We start from the raw sequence: 17115 nt of genomic DNA on the forward strand, positions 1-17115 counted from the left end.
GGCAGGACCCGACTCCCCGAGGCAGAGTCGGCCGGGTCACGGCCTCGAGGTCGGCTTCAGGTCAGCAGGTCGTCTACTTGTGCTTCCCCATCACGGTACCTGCGGGCGATCTCGGCGCTGCAATCGTCCGCCGTCCGCTGGAGGAGCTGCCGGCGGCGCGAAACCTGCTGCTCGTAGCGGACGAGCCGCACCATGGCCGCGTGCAGCTCCTCGTCCGTACGGGCACCGAGGTCCGAGAGCTCGACCTCGGCGAGCATCTCGGCGGCCAGCTGCCGGGACTCCTCGCTGCGCGGTGTGGAGAGCGTGACGTGCCGGGCGGAGGAACGGTGCTGCGACGGGGCGTCCGCGAGGATCTCCGAGAGCCGGTCGACGACCGGGGACTCCGGCCCCGTACGCCGCGCCAGTTCGGCCCGCAGGATGTCGATCCGCCCGTGCAGCAGACGCCGCACATAGCTGAGGTCCGCCTCGTCGCGCTGCGAGTCACGGCGCAGGGCGCGCAACTCCGGAAGCCCCAGCACGGCGAGATCGGGCTTGTCGCGGTCGGCCGCGAAGACGTTGCCCGTGCTCTCGCCGGTCCGCTGCGCCGGTGGTCGTGCGGCGGAAGCGGAAGCCGTCAGCCGGCTCATCGGCATAGGTACGGGCCCGGGCGGCTGCCCGGCGCCAGGTGTGCTCATGAAGTGTTCCGTCCCCTCGACCGGTGCGGCGCACCGCCTCTGTGCATCGTGCCACTCCTGACTGCCACCCTGCAGGCGCTCTACGCCCGTTCGGCCCCCGATAGGTTGGTCCACATGCGTGCAGTGGTGCAGAGGGTCGACGGCGCGAGCGTCGTCGTGGCGGGGCGGACGGTCGGCGAGATCGTCGGCGAAGGGCTGTGTGTGCTGGTGGGAGTGACCCACGAGGACACAACGGACAAGGCCGCACAGCTCGCCCGGAAGTTGTGGTCGGTTCGGATCCTTGCGGGCGAGAAATCCTGCTCCGATGCGAATGCGCCACTTCTGGTCATTTCACAGTTCACCCTCTACGGGGACGCCCGCAAGGGCCGCCGCCCGACCTGGAACGCCGCGGCCCCCGGCGACGTCGCCGAGCCCCTGGTCGACGAGGTCGTGGCACAGCTCCGCGCCCTGGGCGCCCACGTGGAGACGGGCCGGTTCGGAGCGGAGATGCGCGTCTCGCTCACGAACGACGGCCCGTTCACGGTACTGATCGAGGTCTGAGGCGAAGAAGGGCGGAAAAGGACCTCTACGGCTCTACGGCTCCACAGTTCTACGGCTCTACGACGACTTCCTGCGCCGCGGCCGTGTTCCCCGCCATCAGCTCCGCGTCCACCGGCACGTTGCGCTTGACCAGCGCGAGGGCGATCGGCCCCAGCTCGTGGTGGCGGGCCGAAGTGGTGACGAAGCCGAGCTGACGGCCCTCCTCGCCGTCCGCCGCGAGCCGCACCGGCGTACCGGGCGGCGGCAGCAGGACCTCGCTGCCGTCCAGGTGCAGGAAGACCAGGCGCCGCGGCGGCTTCCCCAGGTTCTGGACCCGGGCGACGGTCTCCTGGCCCCGGTAGCAGCCCTTCTGGAGGTGTACGGCGCTGCCGATCCAGCCCAGCTCGTGCGGGATGGTGCGGTGGTCGGTCTCGAATCCCAGCCGGGGCCGGTGCGCCTCGACGCGCAGCGCCTCGTACGCCAGGATGCCGGCCGCCGGACCGTGGGCCCCGGCGTACGCCTCCAGCCCGCCCCGCGGCAGGAAGAGGTCCCGGCCGTGCGGAGTCTGCCGTACCGCCACCCCCTCGGGCACGTCGGCGATGGAGCCGGCCGGGAGGTGGACGACCGCGAAGTCCTCGGTGCGGTCGGCGGTCTCCACCCGGTAGAAGAACTTCATCGACTCCAGGTACGCGAGGAGATCGCCCTGCGTACCCGGCTCGACGTGCATCCACACCGTCTCGCCGTCGTCGACGAGGTACATCGCGTGCTCGACGTGGCCGTGCGCGGTGAGGATCAGCGCCTCGGTGGCCCGGCCGGCCGGGAGATCGCTGACGTGCTGCGTGAGCAGGAGGTGCAGCCAGCCCAGCCGGTCGTCCCCGGTGACGGTGACGACGCCGCGGTGGGACAGGTCGACGAAACCGGTGCCGCCGGCGAGCGCGCGCTGCTCGCGGAACAGGTCTCCGTAGTGCGCGGCGACGCCTTCGTCACGCCCTTCGGCGGGTACGGCGCCGGGCAGGGACAACAAGGGGCTGGTCGGTGAGTGTCGCAGCATGCGGGCCAGCCTACGACTCGGTGGCCGCGGCCTGTGCGGCGCACTTCTCGCAACGCCCGAAGATCGCGAAGTGCTTCATGTCCGTCTCGAAGCCGAACGTCTCGCGCAGCTTGGCGGTGAAGTCGGCGGCGATCCCGATGTCGGCCTCGATCACGTTCGTACAGTCGCGGCACACCAGGTGGATGTGGTGGTGGCGGTCCGCCAGGTGGTACGTCGGGGCCCCGTGCCCCAGATGCGCGTGGCTGACCAGACCCAGCTCCTCCAGGAGCTCCAGGGTCCGGTACACCGTGGAGATGTTCACGCCGGACGCGGTTTTGCGCACCTCGACGAGGATGTCGTCGGGCGTCGCGTGCTCCAGGGCGTCCACGGCCTCCAGGACGAGCTGGCGCTGGGGCGTCAGCCGGTAGCCGCGCTGCCGCAGGTCGCTTTTCCAGTCGGTGCTCACCACGTGCCCAGTGTAGGCAACGCGGCGGGCAACCGACCGTCCGTCGTTCTGTCCTGCCCCTGGGAATCGCCTACTTGAAGAAGGCGATTCCGTCGTCGGGCAGGTCCTTGAGGTCCTTCGCCCACTCCCTCGGGTCGACGACCTTCTTCAGGTGCGCCGACATGTAGGGGCGCAGCTCGACGTCCGGGGTCGCCTTCTCGCCGACCCACATCAGGTCGCTCTTGACGTAGCCGTAGAGGCGCTTGCCGCCGGTGTACGGCCCCGAGGCGGCGGTACGCGCCACGGCGTCCGTCACCAGGTCGATCTGCGGCTTCTGGTCCGCCAGCTCGCCGTACCAGATCTCGACGACGCCCTGGTCGCGGATCATGACGACCTCGACCTTGCGGTCCTTGTCGATGCGCCAGTAGCCGGTCTCGCTCTCCAGCGGGCGGACCTTCTTGCCCTCGCTGTCGAGCACCCAGGTGCGCGAGACGTACTCGAGGAAGTCCCGGCCGTCGTGGGAGAAGGTGACTTCCTGGCCGAAGTTGGCCTTCTCGTCACCGGGGAAGTCGAAGACGCCCGCGCCTTCCCAGTTTCCGAGGAGGAAGACGAGGGGGACGAGGTCCGGGTGGAGGTCGGACGGGATCTCGATCATGAGCTGCTCAGACGATCTGTGAGGGGAGGGGTGGGTTAGCGCTGACCCTGGTAGAGCTTCTTCACGGTCAGGCCGGCGAAGGCCAGAACACCGACGCAGACCAGAACCAGCAGGGCTTCGAAGAAAATCGTCAGCACGGGGGTGCTCCTTGCACGAGCGGTGGGCGGTACGGGGCCGGGCCCCAGCTTAGTCGGCGGGGCCCGGCACGGCCGTCCCGGGGCTTCAGCCGGGCAGCTGATTCTGGAGAATCACCGACCGGTGGAAGGGCGCACCGGGGGCGCCGCCCTTCCTGGAGCGCGTGAGCAGCGCGATCGTGTCGCCGGCCGGGACGTAGGCCGGCCGGACCTGCTCGCCGTCGTACGGCTCCTCCTCGGCGAAGAGGTACGCCCTGGTGTTCCCGACCGGGCCCGAGCTCGTCCGGCCGGGGCCGAGCTCCGGGGTGGGCGGCCCGGCGAGCGGTACGCCGCCGTCGGGGCCGACGGTGAGCACATGGTTCCTGACGCGCTCGGCGATGCCGACCGAGTGGAACCGGAGCAGGCGGACCCGGGGCGCGGGGAGCCGGCCGGCCTGGACGGTGCGGCCCGCGGCCGGCCCGCCGACGCTGCCCGGCGCCGCCGCGGCAGCGGTGATCAGGGGCGTACGGGCGCGCGACCTGAGGCGCAGGCTCCGTCCACCTGCGGCGCAGTACAGAGCCGCGAGGGGCGACCGTGGTGGTACGGCGGCGGATTACAGTTCGGACATGGCGAAGAAGCTCGTGATCAAGGTGACCGCCGGGGCCGACGCCCCCGAGCGGTGTTCGCAGGCGTTCACGGTGGCGGCGGTGGCCGTGGCCAGCGGGGTCGAGGTCTCGCTCTGGCTGACCGGCGAGTCCGCGTGGTTCGCGCTGCCGGGCCGCGCGGCGGAGTTCGAACTGCCGCACGCGGCGCCGCTGCCGGACCTGATCGAGTCGATCACGGCGGCGGGCCGGATCACGCTGTGCACGCAGTGCGCGGCGCGGCGCGAGATCACCGAGAAGGACGTGATCGAAGGCGTACGGATCGCGGGCGCCCAGGTCTTCGTCAGCGAGATCATGGCGGACGGCGTCCAGTCCCTCGTCTACTGAGAGCGGCGTTTCCTGCCGTCCAGCTCGTCCCACCACTCGTCGGACTTCGGGTCTCCCGACGGATCGTCCCACCAGCGGTCCTCCGGCCCCCGCCGGTTGGCGACCACCGCCGCGACCGGCGGAATGACCATGGCGACGAAGCACATCCCCACGGCCACCGGCACGGACCACAGCCGCACGAGGGACCAGGCGGAGACGAAGAGGACGATGCATCCGCCCATCAGCAGGAGATAAGCGTGACGGCGCCGCGCGTACATACCTCCACGGTACGACCGAAGGGCCGCACCCCGACCAGTGGCGTCCAACCTCCCCTGGGGTGCGGCCCTTCGGCCGGCAGTGAGGACCGTCGTCACACGGCGATCGCGACCTCGGCGAGGCCACCCGTCCGGGCGACGACCGTACGGTCGGCCGTGCCGCCCGGGACCAGCGCGCGCACGGTCCAGGTGCCCTCGGCCGCGTAGAAGCGGAACTGGCCCGTGGCCGAGGTCGGGACCTCTGCGGTGAACTCGCCGGTCGAGTCCAGGAGGCGGACGTAACCGGTGACGGGCTCGCCGTCGCGGGTCACGCTGCCCTGGATGGTGGTCTCACCGGGCTTGATCGTCGAGGCGTCGGGGCCGCCGGCCTTTGCTCCACACATGTTGAAATCCGTCCTTCGAGTCGCAGGCGATGAGGGGTTACTTGTTGGCGCCGAGCTCGATCGGCACGCCGACCAGCGAGCCGTACTCGGTCCACGAGCCGTCGTAGTTCTTGACGTTGTCGACACCGAGCAGCTCGTGCAGGACGAACCAGGTCAGGGCCGAGCGCTCACCGATGCGGCAGTACGCGATGGTGTCCTTCGCGAGGTCGACCTGCTCGGCCTCGTACAGGGCCTTCAGCTCTTCGTCGGACTTGAAGGTGCCGTCGTCGTTGGCGTTCTTCGACCACGGGATGTTGCGGGCGGACGGGACGTGGCCCGGGCGCTGCGACTGCTCCTGCGGGAGGTGGGCGGGGGCGAGCAGCTTGCCGCTGAACTCGTCGGGCGAGCGCACGTCGACGAGGTTCTGGCTGTCGATCGCGGCCACGACGTCGTCGCGGAAGGCGCGGATCGAGGTGTCCTGCGGCTTGGCCTCGTACTGCGTGGCCGGGCGCTGGGGGACCTCGGCGACCAGGTCGCGGGAGTCGAGCTCCCACTTCTTGCGGCCGCCGTCGAGGAGGCGGACGTCCTGGTGGCCGTAGAGCTTGAAGTACCAGAAGGCGTACGACGCGAACCAGTTGTTGTTGCCGCCGTAGAGGACGACCGTGGTGTCGTTCGCGATGCCCTTCTCGGACAGGAGCTTCTCGAAGCCGGCCTGGTCGACGAAGTCGCGGCGGACCGGGTCCTGGAGGTCCTTGGTCCAGTCGATGCGGATCGCGTTGCGGATGTGGTTCTTCTCGTACGCGGAGGTGTCTTCGTCGACCTCGACGATGGCGACCTTCGGGTCGTCGATGTGGGCCTCGACCCAGTCTGCGTCTACCAGGACATCGCTGCGGCTCATGCTGTTCTCCTCCGGGGCAGGTGCGGCGGTTGTGCGCGAGGGGCGTGTGCGGGTACGCCGGTACGCGGAACGGGACGGCGTACGACCGCACGGGGGGCCGGCCCTGACTTCGACTGCACCGGTTCGGTAGGTCGGAGGGCCGGGGGGGGAAGGCGGGTGGCCAGGGGCTGCTGCGGCCGGAACCCGCTCAGACAGTGCGACAGAGCATGGCGGCGACGCGGCACAGGTCTACTGCCCGCCGCTTCGTGAGGTCCGCCTGTCGCTGCTGCATGGGACCGATCGTAGGGACGTCACGACCGGCATGTCACCGGCGTGTCGGATAGTGAGACACGATCGTCCGCGATGTGGGACAGGAAGAGGGGCGGGGCCGCCGTCCCGGGCGCCCGCCCGGTCCGCGTCCGTCCGCTTCCTGAGGGGCGGACGCGGGTGTCTCACTATCCGGCGAGGGCCACGTCCGTGCCGGTGACGGAGATCTTCGCCCCGTCCTCCGTCGCTTCGACCTTCTCGAGTGCGATGCCTTCGGGCAGCCCGCTGACCTGCCGGTCGAAGTCGGTCCTCTCGCGGATCATCCCCTCCAGCCCCGGGATGCCCTCGCCGGGCACCTCGTCCGCCCGCACCCGGATCGTGTCGCCGTCGACCAGACTCACGCTGGACAGCACACTGCGCGTGATCTTGCGGCCGAGGATCTCGGCGGAGCCGGTGACCTTCACCTTGCCGTTGCCGCCGTAGGAGAGGGAGACATCGTCCTCGGCGGCCTCGGACAGGTCCTCGTACGAGATGAGGGCCCGGCCGGTGGCGCGGTCCGCCGTCGCGCCGGAGAAGCCGGTGACGCTGCCCCGCACCCGCACGTCGTGGAGCTCGGCGGTCATCTCGCCGATCCGGAGCCGGTGGCCGGCGGCGCTCGCCTCGATGTCCTTGAGGGTGACGTCGACCCGGTCGAAACGCTTGGCGGCGACCTGGGTCAGGAAGGGAAATCCCTTGATGGACACGTCGGGCGCGGCGGTCAGGCCCTGCCGGCTCTGGACGCGCTTCGCGACCTCGGACTCGGCCATGTTGACCGCCAGGCGGTCCAGGGCCACGAAGATGCCGCCGAGGACCACGGCGACGACCAGCAGTATTCGCAACGCACGCATTGTTTACGGATCCCCCGAGTCGCCCGGCCCGCCCTTGACGATCACGAGCGTACTGCCAAGTAGCGTAAGGATCAGGTGATGACCCGGCCGATCAGATACACGGCGGGAGCGGCGGCGGTCAGGGGCAGGGCCACTCCGGCCGTCATGTGGACGAACCGGGACGGGTAGTCGTAGCTGGCCACGCGCAGACCGATCAGCGCGCACGCTCCGGCCGCGAACCCGAGCAGGGCGCCCCCGGCGCCCACGTCCGCCGTCCCGCCGGCCGCGATCCCGGCGCCGGTGGCGGCGAGCAGCGCGACGACGACCGACACGACGCCGGACAGCGGCAGCGCGCGGGTCAGTGCGGCGACGGCGACGGCCACGCCGCCGGCGGTCACGGCCTCGGGGGCCGCCGCGAGGTGGCCCGCGGCGAGTACGGCGAGGGCGGCCGAGGTGATGGTGGCCGTCAGGCCGTACATCCGCTCGTCGGCGGGGGCGCGGTTGCGCAGCTGGAGTACGAGCGCGAGCAGCACCCAGACACCGAGCGTGCCGATGATCGCGGTGGGCGCGTGCTCGGCGTCGACGGCCAGCAGCACGACGTCGGCGGTGACGCCGCCGAGGAAGGCGAGCGCGATGCCCTGGCGGGCGGGCCACATGCCGTTGAGCCGGAACCAGCCGGCCGCGGTGACGGCCTGGAGCAGCACGAGCGGCACGAGCAGGGCGTACGGGCCGACGGCCGCCGCGCCGGCGAGCAACAGCGAGAGCCCGGCGGTCAGGGCGGCCGGCTGCATGCCGGGCGCGATGACGGGCGACCGGCCTTCGGCGCGGGCGCGCTGGGCGGCGGTGAGCGGGGCCTCTCCCGTCCGGGCGGAACCGGGAGCCCGGGAAGCCTGGGGACGTGCGTTGCCCAGGGTGGTGGGCGCGCTGTACGCCGCGTGACCGGTGGAGGGGGACGCGGCAGCGGGGGCCGCGGGCGCCGGGGCGGGCTCGTACGCCGCCGGGGCCTGCGGGTAGGGGTCGTAGGCGCCCGGGGCCTGCGGGTACGGGTCGTAGGCGTCCGGGGCCCCGGACGGCGGGGCGTACGCGCCGTTGTGGGACGACGGGTCCGAGGGGCGGGACGGCTGGGACGGGTACGCCGGGTACGCCGTGTCGGCCGCGGACTGTTCCTGCGGCCGGTACGGCTGCTGGACCGGCTGGTACTGGGTGTCCCAGGTCGGCCCCTCCCACGTCTGGGTGTAGGGCTCCTGCGCGGACGGGTGCGGTTCCTGGTGCCCGTCGCGTCCGTCGTGTCCGTCGTGTCCGTCGTACGGATACGGGTACGGCTGCTGGTTGCTCATGGTGTGGGGGTCATCCTCCTGCGAACGGCGGGAGCACCTCGACCGTGCCGCCCTCGGCCAGCCGTACGGTCTCATGAGGGCGGGTACCGACGGGATCCCCGTCGATGAGGAACGAACACCGCTGGAGTACGCGCGTCAGCTCCCCGGGGTGCCGGTCGCGCACCGCGTCCAGCGCCTCGGCGAGCGTCCCGGCCGCGTACGGCTCCTCGGCGGTCCCGGCCGCGGCCTTGGCCGCGGCCCAGTAGCGGATGGTGCCCGCTGCCATAACGGCGCTCCTTTCGTCGGCTTCCATGATGGGCTATGCCGCCACCGGCCAGGCGCCGATGCCGGTGAGGAGTGTCTCCTCGGCCGCGTTCCCGGCGTGGACCACGCCGGGAACGACCCACAGTTCGCTCCCGTCGGCCGCCGCCGCGAGCGCCCCGGGCGGTCCGGCGGAGGGGCCCCTCCCCTGCTCTCAGGGCCATGGGGGGCGTACGGGTCGCGGTCGCCGTGCACGACCGGCGGCGGCGTCCCGCCCAGCCCGGCCGCCGCCCCGACCGGCGGGAGCGCCACCGCGTCCCGGCCCTGGTCGTGGCTGCGGGTGCGGAGCCCGCCCCGCCCGACGAGCCGCCCGGCGGGGCGGGTGACCACCCGGTGCAGCCGCCCCATCGGGGCCGTGCCCCGGCAGTACCAGCGGGCGGGGGCGCTGACGGCCGCCACCGCGTCGGCGTGCGCGGACCCGTGCGCGGCTGTGTTCGCTTCTGTGCGCCCCCCGTGCGGGAAGCCGCTCCCGTCCCCGTGCAGCGCCGTGTGCCGGACGGCCACCGAACCCGCCCTCCCCCACGGCCTTCGGCGTGGGAGGTGACCCCGGAAGCCCGCCGTGGCCGCCCGCCCGTGCCCGGGCGGGCGCGTCCGGCGGACCGCCGCCGCCGGGTCGAGGGCCTCGCGGTCGACGGCCGTGGAGCGTCCGCCGGAGCCTCCGTGGCCCCGGGACGAGAACGTGATCACGGCCGTGTACTGCCGGAACACCCGGGCGGCGCGCCGCACCGCGGGCCGGCCCGGGGAGCCCGTGAAGCCGTGCGCGACGACGATGCCGGGCCGTCGGTCCCGCCGCCCTGCGACGGCTCGTACAGCGCCCCGGTCCGCCCTCCGTCGTCCGCCCGCGGGACCGCGCGCCGGGCCCCGCGCGTGATCGAGGGAACAGGTGATCTGCGGGACTGACCCTCCGGCACGGAACTCATGTGAGCTATTGTGCTGGGCATAGGACCTGGGCAACGTTGCCCCCGGGTCCTTTTGTGTTTTCTGACCGTTGTTACGGACAGATGACGCGGTGCGGTTCCAGGGCGCGGAACCGCACCGCACGAAGTACGCGTACGAAGCAGTGCCGCATACTCCCCCACGCCTTGAGGGCGCGGGTGGGACCCCCTCCGCAGGGACCGAGGAGGAACCGACGTAATGGGCGAGCGAACCGTGCATGATCGGACGACCCGGGCAGGTGGCCGACGATGAGTTCTCTGCTGCTCCTGACCAATGCCCTCCAGCCGTCGACGGAGGTGCTCCCCGCCCTCGGCCTGCTTCTGCACAGTGTGCGGGTGGCCCCCGCCGAGGGCCCGGCTCTCGTCGACACCCCCGGTGCCGACGTCATACTGATCGACGGCCGCCGCGACCTCCCGCAGGTCAGGTCGCTGTGCCAGCTGCTGCGGTCCACCGGACCCGGCTGTCCGCTGATCCTCGTCGTGACGGAGGGCGGCCTGGCGGCCGTCACCGCCGACTGGGGCATCGACGACGTACTGCTCGACACCGCGGGCCCGGCCGAGGTCGAGGCGCGGCTGCGGCTCGCGACGGGCCGCCGGCAGATCACCTCCGACGACTCCCCGATGGAGATCCGCAACGGCGACCTGTCGGTCGACGAGGCGACGTACAGCGCGAAGCTGAAGGGACGGGTCCTGGACCTGACCTTCAAGGAGTTCGAGCTGCTGAAGTACCTGGCGCAGCACCCCGGCCGGGTCTTCACGCGCGCCCAGCTCCTCCAGGAGGTGTGGGGCTACGACTACTTCGGCGGTACGCGCACGGTCGACGTGCACGTACGGCGGCTGCGCGCGAAGCTCGGCCCCGAGCACGAGTCGCTGATCGGGACCGTACGCAACGTGGGCTACCGCTTCGTGACCCCCGAGAAGGTCGAGCGCGCGGCCGAGGAGGTCCGGGCCAAGGCCGGGCAGAAAACGGCGCCCGAGGCCGTCACCCGTGCGGCGGACACCGCCGCGGACACCGCCCCCCGGGAGGAAGCCGCCGTACGGCCTGCCCGGCGGTAGGTCACCCCGCGTAGACTGCCGCGCGTGGCCAAGGTGACGCGGGACGATGTGGCGCGACTGGCGGGGACTTCGACCGCGGTCGTCAGTTACGTCATCAACAACGGACCCCGGCCGGTCGCCCCGGCCACGCGCGAGCGTGTCCTCGCCGCGATCAAGGAGCTCGGCTACCGGCCGGACCGGGTCGCGCAGGCCATGGCGTCCCGCCGCACCGACCTCATAGGCATGATCGTCCCCGACGCGCGGCAGCCGTTCTTCGCCGAGATGGCGCACGCGGTCGAACAGGCCGCCGCCGACCGCGGGAAGATGGTCCTCGTCGGCAACTCCGACTACCGCGACGAGCGCGAGGTCCACTATCTGCGGGCCTTCCTCGGCATGCGGGTCTCCGGTCTGATCCTGGTCAGCCAGGGCCCGAGCGAGTGGGCGGCCGCCGAGATCGAGGCGTGGGACGCGCGGGTGGTACTGCTGCACGAGCGGCCCGAGACGATCGACGACGTGGCGGTCGTCACGGACAACATCGGCGGTGCGCAGCTCGCCACCCGCCACCTCCTGGAGCACGGTCACCCCTACGTCGCCTGCCTGGGCGGCATGGAGTCGACACCGATGGTCGGCGACCCGGTGGCCGACCACGTCGTGGGCTGGCGGCGGGCGATGCGCGAGTCGGGGCGGTCCACCGAGGGCCGCCTCTTCCAGGCCCCGTACAACAGGTACGACGCCTACCAGGTCGCCCTGGGGCTGCTCGCGGGGCCGGACCGGCCGCCCGCGATCTTCTGCTCCACGGACGACCAGGCGATCGGCGTGCTGCGGGCCGCGCGGGAGCTGCGCATCGACGTACCGGGCGAGCTGGCGGTGGCCGCCTTCGACGACGTGAAGGAAGCGGCGCTCACCGATCCGCCGCTGACGACGGTGTACTCCGACCGGCCGGCGATGGCGCGGGCGGCGGTGGACCTGGTGCTGGACGACGCGCTGCGGGTGGCGGGGTCGCGGCGCGAGCGGCTGAAACAGTTCCCGTCGGCGCTGGTGGTACGGCGCTCCTGCGGCTGCCCGGCGACGTAACCCCTCTTCGTCCGGGGCACACGCACTTCTGCCGGGCTTCTCAGCGGCTCCTCAGACCGTTCTCATACGCACTGGCCAAGCTCGGGGGCATGACCGAAAGCCCCCGCCGCAGCGGCGAGCACCCCGAGCCCGAGCAGCAGCCCTCCTCCTCCTCGTACGACTCGCACGGTGCCGCGTACCCGCCGCCGCCGGCGTACGCACCTCCGGTGGCCGCGCCCCGGCGGGCGCGGCGGCCGGTCGCCCTCCTCGCCGCCGTCGCGGTCGCCGCCGCGGCGATCGGCGGCGCGACGGCGGTCTTCGCCGAGCGCCTCACCGCCACGGACACCGCCACCGGCGGCAACGGCGTCTCCGGCACGACCGTCTCGCGGAGCAGCAGGGGCACCGTCTCCGGCGTCGCGCAGGCCGTGAGCCCGAGCATCGTGGAGATCAGCGCGACGTCGGCCTCCGGCGCCTCCACCGGCTCCGGCGTGGTGATCACCGCCGACGGCGAGATCATCACGAACAACCACGTCGTCTCGGGCGCCTCGTCGGTCGAGGTCGAGCTGGACGACGGCAGGACGTACACCGCCGATGTCGTCGGCTCCGACCCGGACAAGGACCTCGCGCTGATCAGGCTCCGGGGCGCGAGCGGCCTGAAGGCGGCGGCGCTCGGGGACTCCGAGGACGTCGAGGTCGGCGACGAGGTGGTGGCGATCGGCTCGCCCGAGGGCCTGACCGGGACGGTGACCAGCGGAATCGTCTCGGCGCTGGACCGGGACGTGACCGTGTCGAAGGACGGGAACCCGGGCCAGGAACAGCAGGGGCAGCAGGGGGAGGGCGGCGGACCGTGGCCGTTCGAGTTCGGCGGGCAGCGGTTCAACGGCGACACCGGTTCGTCGAAGACGACGTACAAGGCGATCCAGACCGACGCCTCCCTCAACCCCGGCAACTCCGGCGGCGCCCTCATCACCATGGACGGCGAGATCATCGGCATCAACTCCGCGATGTACGCCCCGAGCGGAGCCAGTGGTTCCGCTTCAGGCAGCGTCGGCCTCGGCTTCGCCATCCCCGTCGACACGGTCAAGGCCGACCTGGACGGGCTCCGCGCCGGGGGCGACAGCTGACGTCCGTACCGTGTGAGGTTGAAGGCGACGTACGCCGCCACGCAGCGACCGATCCCGAGGAAGACCGATGAACACCCCCGCCGAGCGCATCCTGATCGTCGACGACGAGCCCGCCGTGCGCGAGGCGCTCCAGCGCAGTCTCGCCTTCGAGGGGTACGGGACGGAGGTCGCCGTCGACGGCGTCGACGCGCTCGCCAAGGTGGCGTCGTACGCACCGGACCTGATCGTCCTCGACATCCAGATGCCCCGCATGGACGGTCTGACCGCGGCCCGCCGCATCCGCTCGTCCGGCGACACGCTGCCCATCCTGATGCTCACCGCCCGCGACACGGTCGGCGACCGCGTGACCGGGCTCGACGCGGGCGCCGACGACTACCTGGTGAAGCCGTTCGAGCTGGACGAGCTGTTCGCCCGCATCAGGGCGCTGCTGAGGCGCAGTGCGTACGCCGCCGGGGCAGCGGCCGGCGAGGAGGCGCCGGGGCACGTGCTGTCCTTCGCCGACCTGCGGATGGACCTCGTGACGCGCGAGGTGACGCGGGGCGGCCGGCCGGTGGAGCTGACCCGCACCGAGTTCACGCTGCTGGAGATGTTCCTCGCGCACCCGCGCCAGGTGCTGACGCGCGAGCAGATCCTCAAGGCGGTGTGGGGCTTCGACTTCGAACCCAGCTCGAACTCCCTGGACGTGTACGTGATGTACCTGCGCCGCAAGACGGAGGCGGGCGGCGAGCCGCGCCTGGTGCACACGGTGCGGGGGGTCGGGTACGTGCTGCGGGGCGGTGAGGCGTGAGCGGTACCCCCGCGCCGGCCCCGGCGTCACCGCGCAGGTTCCGCCCGTCGGCGCTGCGGTCCCGGCTGGCGCTGCTGACGGCCACGGCGGTGGCGGTCGCGGTGGCGGCGGTCGCGGCGGCGTGCTGGTTCGTGACGAAGGCCCAGCTCCAGGAGCAGATGGACGACTCGCTGCGCGACGCGAAGTTCGACGGGAAGGCGACCGGAGACCTGCTGGCGTCCTGCCTGAGCGGCGGAGCCCTGCCGGCCCCGGTGTTCCCCGGCGAGTACTCCGTGCAGATCGTGGCGGCGTCGGGCCGGACCTGTACCGCCCCGGGCTCCTCACCGATCCCCGCGCAGCGTGACGACATCGCCGTGGCGAGCGGGCCGCGGGACGACGCGCTGCACACGACGGCCGACGGGTCCGGCACCCGGATGCGTGTCCACACCCGGCCGCTCGGCGGCATCGGCGGCGCCGGCCCCGCCGCCGAACGGTTCGCGCTCTCCGTGGCCCGCCCGGTGAGCGAGATCGACGAGCCGCTCGGCTCCCTCGCCTGGGTACTGCTCACGGTGTCCGGGATCGGTGTCGTCGGCGCCGGCGCCGCCGGCCTCTGGGTCGCCCGCGCGGGCCTGCGCCCCGTCGACAAGCTCACCGGCGCCGTCGAGCACGTGGCGCGCACGGAGGACCTGACCGTACGCATCCCGGTCGAGGGCGAGGACGAGATCGCCCGCCTCTCCCGCTCCTTCAACGCCATGGCCACCGCCCTCGCCTCCTCCCGCGACCGCCAGGCTCAGCTGATCGCCGACGCGGGCCACGAGCTGCGGACCCCGCTCACCTCCCTGCGTACGAATGTGGAGCTGCTGGCCCGCAGCGACGAGACGGGACGGGCCATCCCGGACGCCGACCGGGCCGCGCTCATGGCGTCCGTGAAGGCGCAGATGACCGAACTGGCTTCGCTGATCGGCGACTTGCAGGAGCTCGCGCGGCCCGACACGGCCGACCGGGGCAGCCCGCCGGGGATCGTCGCGCTGCACGAGATCGCGGCCGCCGCGCTGGAGCGCGCCCGGCTGCGCGGCCCCGGGCTGACGATCGGGGCGGACCTCTCCCCCTGGTACGTACGGGCCGAGCCGGCGGCGCTGGAGCGGGCGCTGGTCAACGTCCTGGACAACGCGGTGAAGTTCAGCCCGCCGGGCGGCGCGGTCGACGTGGCCCTGGACCGGCACGGCGAGCTGACGGTGCGCGACCACGGCCCCGGCATCCCGGACGCCGAACTCCCGCACGTCTTCGAACGCTTCTGGCGCTCGCCGTCCGCCCGGTCCCTGCCGGGTTCGGGGCTCGGCCTGTCCATCGTGGCCCGTACGGTCCGGCAGGCGGGCGGCACGGTCGTGCTGCGGCGCCCGGCGGACGGGGGCGGCGGCACGGAGGCCCTGATCAGGCTGCCGGGCGCACCGGCGCCGCCGCCCGGCACCGCCTAGTCCTCCGCGGGAAGCGTCCTCGCGGCGCCGTCCGGCCCCGGTGACAGCACTGCGGGGCGGCACCCGGCCCGGGTGCCGCCCCGCTGGGCCGCCTGAGCCCGGTGACTACCCGACGATCGTGATCCGGTCGGCCGCCGGCGGGGCGATGGGGGCCGTCGCGCTGGAGTTCTTCGCCAGGTAGGCGTTGAAGACGTCCAGGTCGGAGGCGCCGACCAGCTTGTTCCTGTGCTCCTTGAAGACCGGGAAGCCGTCGCCGCCGCCCGCGAGGAACTCGTTCATCGCGACGCGGTACGTCTTCGCCGGGTCGAGCGGGGTGCCGTTCAGCTTCACCGAGGAGACATCGACGCGGGCGGCGCCCGTCTTCGTCATGTCCAGGGTGTACGTGAAGCCCTTCGACACCTGGAGTATCTTCGGCGACGCCTCGTTGCCGCCGCTGACCTGCTGCTGGAGCGCGGTGATCAGCTGGGCGCCGGTCAGGTCGACGACGTTCATCATGTTGGTGAACGGCTGGACGGTGAACGCCTCGCCGTACGTCACGACGCCGTCGCCCTCCTTGTCGCTCGCCTTGAAGACGAGGTCGGAGCGGATGCCGCCGGGGTTCATGAAGGCGATCTGCGCGCCGCCCCTGTCGGCCGGGGCCAGGCCCTCCAGCTGCGCGTCCGCGATCAGGTCGCCGAGCGGCTTCTCGGGGGCCGTGGAGCCGCGTCCGTTGATGTCGGCGGAGATGAAGCCCTGCGGCCTGCCCGCGATCGGGGCGGCCAGCGCGTTCCAGCGGCCGATGAGCGAGGTCATGTCCGGCGCCCAGATCCTGGCCTGCTCCTGGTCGCGGACGACGATGTGGTTCGCGCTCCGGACGCCCGTACGCACGATGTCCTTGGTGCGGCGGTCGTAGGTGAGCGTGGTGTCCGTGTAGAGCTTGCCGTACGAGGACGCCGAGGTGACCATGCGCGGCTTGCCCGCCGGGTCGGGGACGGTGCAGACGTACGCCTGGTGGGTGTGGCCGGTGACCAGCGCGTCGACCTCCGGCGTGATGCCCTTGGCGATGTCGACGACCGGACCGGAGATGCCGTCGCCGGCGCCCGGCGAGTCGCAGTCGTAGTCGTACGTGGAGGAGGCCGGCGAGCCGCCCTCGTGGATCAGCGCGACGATGGACTTGACGCCCTGGCGGTCGAGTTCCTTGGCGTACTTGTTGACCGTCTCGACCTCGTCGTGGAACTTCAGGCCCTTGATGCCGTTCTCGGTGACGATGTTCGGTGTGCCTTCGAGGGTCACGCCGATGAAGCCGATCCTGACACCCTTCTTCTTCCACACCGTGTACGGCTTGAGGATCGGCCTGCCGGTCTTCTCGTCCGTGACGTTCGCGGCGAGGTAGGGGAAGTCCGCGCCCTCGAACTCCTCGCCCTCCTCGAAGCAGCCCTCGACCGGGTGGCAGCCGCCGTTCTGGATGCGGGCCAGCTCGGTGGCGCCCTCGTCGAACTCGTGGTTGCCGACGGCCGACACGTCGAGGTCGAGCCGGTTCAGCGCCTCGATCGTCGGCTCGTCGTGGAAGAGCCCGGACATCAGCGGACTGGCGCCGATCATGTCGCCGCCGGCGGCGGTGACGGAGTACCGCTCGCCCTGGCGCGCCTTGCGCAGCGCGGTCGCCAGGTGCTCGATGCCACCGGCCGGGACCGCCTTCACCGTGCCGTCGGGCTGCTTCTCGTTGACCGTGCCGGCCGAGCCCGCCGGGGGCTCCAGGTTCCCGTGCAGGTCGTTGAAGGACAACAGCTGCACGTCCACGGTCCGCGAGGACTTCGGCTTGTGCTGCCCGCCGCCGGCTGCTGCCCGGTCGTGTTCCTGCGCTCCGGCCGGCATCGCCGCGACGAGGGCGCCGAGGGTGGCGAGACCGGCGGCCGAGGCGAGCACGCGCCGGGCCGCGCGGTGGGTGCGGGTGGTACGAGGGTTCGCTGACATCTGTCCCCTTGTGAGTTCAGCGTGACGGACGAACCGCAGCCTAAAGTCAACGCGCGTAGCGCAACAGGGGGTGACGGGTTACAAGC

The 17115-nt window shown here is 72.3% G+C and carries 20 protein-coding genes; 7 read left to right on the forward strand and 13 right to left on the reverse strand.

The features are described 5' to 3' along the window. Window positions 1–56: 56 nt before the first annotated feature. Complete coding sequence (locus ABD374_RS25265) at window positions 57–674, reverse strand: RsiG family protein (protein WP_344497907.1); 618 nt, start codon at window positions 672–674, stop codon at window positions 57–59. A 114-nt stretch (window positions 675–788) separates the two neighbouring features. Here ABD374_RS25265 and dtd point away from each other — a divergent pair, with 114 nt between their 5' ends. Further along, window positions 789–1214 carry a D-aminoacyl-tRNA deacylase gene (gene dtd / locus ABD374_RS25270; RefSeq protein ID WP_344497908.1) on the forward strand — a complete coding sequence of 142 codons (426 nt, stop codon included), beginning with the start codon at window positions 789–791 and terminating at the stop codon, window positions 1212–1214. Window positions 1215–1263: 49 nt separating this feature from the next. On the opposite strand, the gene ygfZ is transcribed toward dtd, so the two are convergent. From ygfZ to ABD374_RS25290, 4 genes are all read right to left on the reverse strand, one after another. Next, entirely contained in the window at window positions 1264–2244 is a 981-nt protein-coding gene (ygfZ, locus tag ABD374_RS25275) for a CAF17-like 4Fe-4S cluster assembly/insertion protein YgfZ (RefSeq protein ID WP_344497909.1), read from the reverse strand. Between the two features lie 10 nt (window positions 2245–2254). After that, window positions 2255–2692, reverse strand: a complete 438-nt coding sequence (locus ABD374_RS25280) for a Fur family transcriptional regulator (RefSeq protein ID WP_344497910.1) — start codon at window positions 2690–2692, stop codon at window positions 2255–2257. Between the two features lie 67 nt (window positions 2693–2759). Then, window positions 2760–3323, reverse strand: a complete 564-nt coding sequence (locus ABD374_RS25285) for a heme-binding beta-barrel domain-containing protein (protein WP_093800242.1) — start codon at window positions 3321–3323, stop codon at window positions 2760–2762. A 222-nt stretch (window positions 3324–3545) separates the two neighbouring features. Then, the gene (locus tag ABD374_RS25290) at window positions 3546–3812 is read right to left on the reverse strand and encodes a hypothetical protein (RefSeq protein WP_344497911.1); all 267 of its coding nucleotides are present in this window, start codon (window positions 3810–3812) and stop codon (window positions 3546–3548) included. A 250-nt stretch (window positions 3813–4062) separates the two neighbouring features. Between ABD374_RS25290 and ABD374_RS25295 the strand changes: the two genes are divergently transcribed. Further along, entirely contained in the window at window positions 4063–4425 is a 363-nt protein-coding gene (locus ABD374_RS25295; RefSeq protein WP_344497912.1) for a DsrE family protein, read from the forward strand. Here the strand turns inward: ABD374_RS25295 and ABD374_RS25300 are convergent. The 7 genes from ABD374_RS25300 to ABD374_RS25325 form a co-directional block, all read right to left on the reverse strand. Continuing rightward, complete coding sequence (locus ABD374_RS25300) at window positions 4419–4682, reverse strand: DUF3099 domain-containing protein (RefSeq protein ID WP_344497913.1); 264 nt, start codon at window positions 4680–4682, stop codon at window positions 4419–4421. The two genes, ABD374_RS25295 and ABD374_RS25300, sit on opposite strands and share 7 nt — an antisense overlap. A 92-nt stretch (window positions 4683–4774) precedes the next feature. Further along, a complete protein-coding gene (locus ABD374_RS25305; RefSeq protein ID WP_093800238.1) occupies window positions 4775–5062 on the reverse strand; it encodes a DUF1416 domain-containing protein in 288 nt (95 codons plus the stop codon). 37 nt (window positions 5063–5099) lie between these two features. Continuing rightward, the gene (locus ABD374_RS25310; protein WP_344497914.1) at window positions 5100–5939 is read right to left on the reverse strand and encodes a sulfurtransferase; all 840 of its coding nucleotides are present in this window, start codon (window positions 5937–5939) and stop codon (window positions 5100–5102) included. A 187-nt stretch (window positions 5940–6126) separates the two neighbouring features. Continuing rightward, window positions 6127–6210, reverse strand: a complete 84-nt coding sequence (locus tag ABD374_RS34730; protein WP_369689033.1) for a putative leader peptide — start codon at window positions 6208–6210, stop codon at window positions 6127–6129. A 163-nt stretch (window positions 6211–6373) separates the two neighbouring features. Further along, window positions 6374–7072 (reverse strand): LmeA family phospholipid-binding protein, encoded by a 699-nt coding sequence (locus ABD374_RS25315; RefSeq protein WP_344497915.1) that lies wholly within the window; start codon window positions 7070–7072, stop codon window positions 6374–6376. Window positions 7073–7143: 71 nt separating this feature from the next. Beyond that, a complete protein-coding gene (locus tag ABD374_RS25320) occupies window positions 7144–8388 on the reverse strand; it encodes a hypothetical protein (protein WP_344497916.1) in 1245 nt (414 codons plus the stop codon). Between the two features lie 10 nt (window positions 8389–8398). Further along, window positions 8399–8653, reverse strand: a complete 255-nt coding sequence (locus tag ABD374_RS25325; protein WP_344497917.1) for a MoaD/ThiS family protein — start codon at window positions 8651–8653, stop codon at window positions 8399–8401. Between the two features lie 1219 nt (window positions 8654–9872). On the opposite strand from ABD374_RS25325, the gene ABD374_RS25335 reads away from it, so the two are divergent. From ABD374_RS25335 to ABD374_RS25355, 5 genes are all read left to right on the forward strand, one after another. After that, window positions 9873–10679: a response regulator transcription factor gene (locus ABD374_RS25335; protein ID WP_344497918.1), complete on the forward strand. Its 807-nt coding sequence runs from the start codon at window positions 9873–9875 to the stop codon at window positions 10677–10679. A gap of 24 nt (window positions 10680–10703) precedes the next feature. Continuing rightward, complete coding sequence (locus ABD374_RS25340; RefSeq protein WP_344497919.1) at window positions 10704–11732, forward strand: LacI family DNA-binding transcriptional regulator; 1029 nt, start codon at window positions 10704–10706, stop codon at window positions 11730–11732. 89 nt (window positions 11733–11821) lie between these two features. Further along, the gene (locus tag ABD374_RS25345; protein ID WP_344497920.1) at window positions 11822–12835 is read left to right on the forward strand and encodes a S1C family serine protease; all 1014 of its coding nucleotides are present in this window, start codon (window positions 11822–11824) and stop codon (window positions 12833–12835) included. Between the two features lie 67 nt (window positions 12836–12902). Then, complete coding sequence (locus ABD374_RS25350; RefSeq protein WP_344497921.1) at window positions 12903–13622, forward strand: response regulator transcription factor; 720 nt, start codon at window positions 12903–12905, stop codon at window positions 13620–13622. After that, on the forward strand, window positions 13619–15076 hold the full coding sequence (locus ABD374_RS25355; protein WP_344497922.1) for a sensor histidine kinase: 1458 nt from the start codon (window positions 13619–13621) through the stop codon (window positions 15074–15076). Before ABD374_RS25350 ends, ABD374_RS25355 begins: the two co-directional genes overlap by 4 nt. Before the next feature lie 105 nt (window positions 15077–15181). Here the strand turns inward: ABD374_RS25355 and ABD374_RS25360 are convergent, their stop codons facing one another. Then, complete coding sequence (locus ABD374_RS25360) at window positions 15182–17029, reverse strand: bifunctional metallophosphatase/5'-nucleotidase (RefSeq protein ID WP_344497923.1); 1848 nt, start codon at window positions 17027–17029, stop codon at window positions 15182–15184. Window positions 17030–17115: the final 86 nt, after the last annotated feature.

The organism is Streptomyces enissocaesilis, assembly GCF_039533765.1.
Lineage (GTDB): Bacteria > Actinomycetota > Actinomycetes > Streptomycetales > Streptomycetaceae > Streptomyces > Streptomyces enissocaesilis.

Excerpts from the sequence above, each read along its gene's own strand:
- ABD374_RS25350 (WP_344497921.1), top strand. The coding sequence starts at position 12,903 with ATGAACACCCCCGCCGAGCGCATCCTGATCGTCGACGACGAGCCCGCC.
- ABD374_RS25265 (WP_344497907.1), bottom strand. The coding sequence starts at position 674 with ATGAGCACACCTGGCGCCGGGCAGCCGCCCGGGCCCGTACCTATGCCG.
- ygfZ (WP_344497909.1), bottom strand. The coding sequence starts at position 2,244 with ATGCTGCGACACTCACCGACCAGCCCCTTGTTGTCCCTGCCCGGCGCC.
- ABD374_RS25300 (WP_344497913.1), bottom strand. The coding sequence starts at position 4,682 with ATGTACGCGCGGCGCCGTCACGCTTATCTCCTGCTGATGGGCGGATGC.
- ABD374_RS34730 (WP_369689033.1), bottom strand. The coding sequence starts at position 6,210 with ATGCAGCAGCGACAGGCGGACCTCACGAAGCGGCGGGCAGTAGACCTG.
- ABD374_RS25305 (WP_093800238.1), bottom strand. The coding sequence starts at position 5,062 with ATGTGTGGAGCAAAGGCCGGCGGCCCCGACGCCTCGACGATCAAGCCC.
- ABD374_RS25285 (WP_093800242.1), bottom strand. The coding sequence starts at position 3,323 with ATGATCGAGATCCCGTCCGACCTCCACCCGGACCTCGTCCCCCTCGTC.
- ABD374_RS25335 (WP_344497918.1), top strand. The coding sequence starts at position 9,873 with ATGAGTTCTCTGCTGCTCCTGACCAATGCCCTCCAGCCGTCGACGGAG.
- ABD374_RS25345 (WP_344497920.1), top strand. The coding sequence starts at position 11,822 with ATGACCGAAAGCCCCCGCCGCAGCGGCGAGCACCCCGAGCCCGAGCAG.
- ABD374_RS25320 (WP_344497916.1), bottom strand. The coding sequence starts at position 8,388 with ATGAGCAACCAGCAGCCGTACCCGTATCCGTACGACGGACACGACGGA.
- ABD374_RS25310 (WP_344497914.1), bottom strand. The coding sequence starts at position 5,939 with ATGAGCCGCAGCGATGTCCTGGTAGACGCAGACTGGGTCGAGGCCCAC.
- ABD374_RS25360 (WP_344497923.1), bottom strand. The coding sequence starts at position 17,029 with ATGTCAGCGAACCCTCGTACCACCCGCACCCACCGCGCGGCCCGGCGC.
- dtd (WP_344497908.1), top strand. The coding sequence starts at position 789 with ATGCGTGCAGTGGTGCAGAGGGTCGACGGCGCGAGCGTCGTCGTGGCG.
- ABD374_RS25325 (WP_344497917.1), bottom strand. The coding sequence starts at position 8,653 with ATGGCAGCGGGCACCATCCGCTACTGGGCCGCGGCCAAGGCCGCGGCC.
- ABD374_RS25315 (WP_344497915.1), bottom strand. The coding sequence starts at position 7,072 with ATGCGTGCGTTGCGAATACTGCTGGTCGTCGCCGTGGTCCTCGGCGGC.
- ABD374_RS25295 (WP_344497912.1), top strand. The coding sequence starts at position 4,063 with ATGGCGAAGAAGCTCGTGATCAAGGTGACCGCCGGGGCCGACGCCCCC.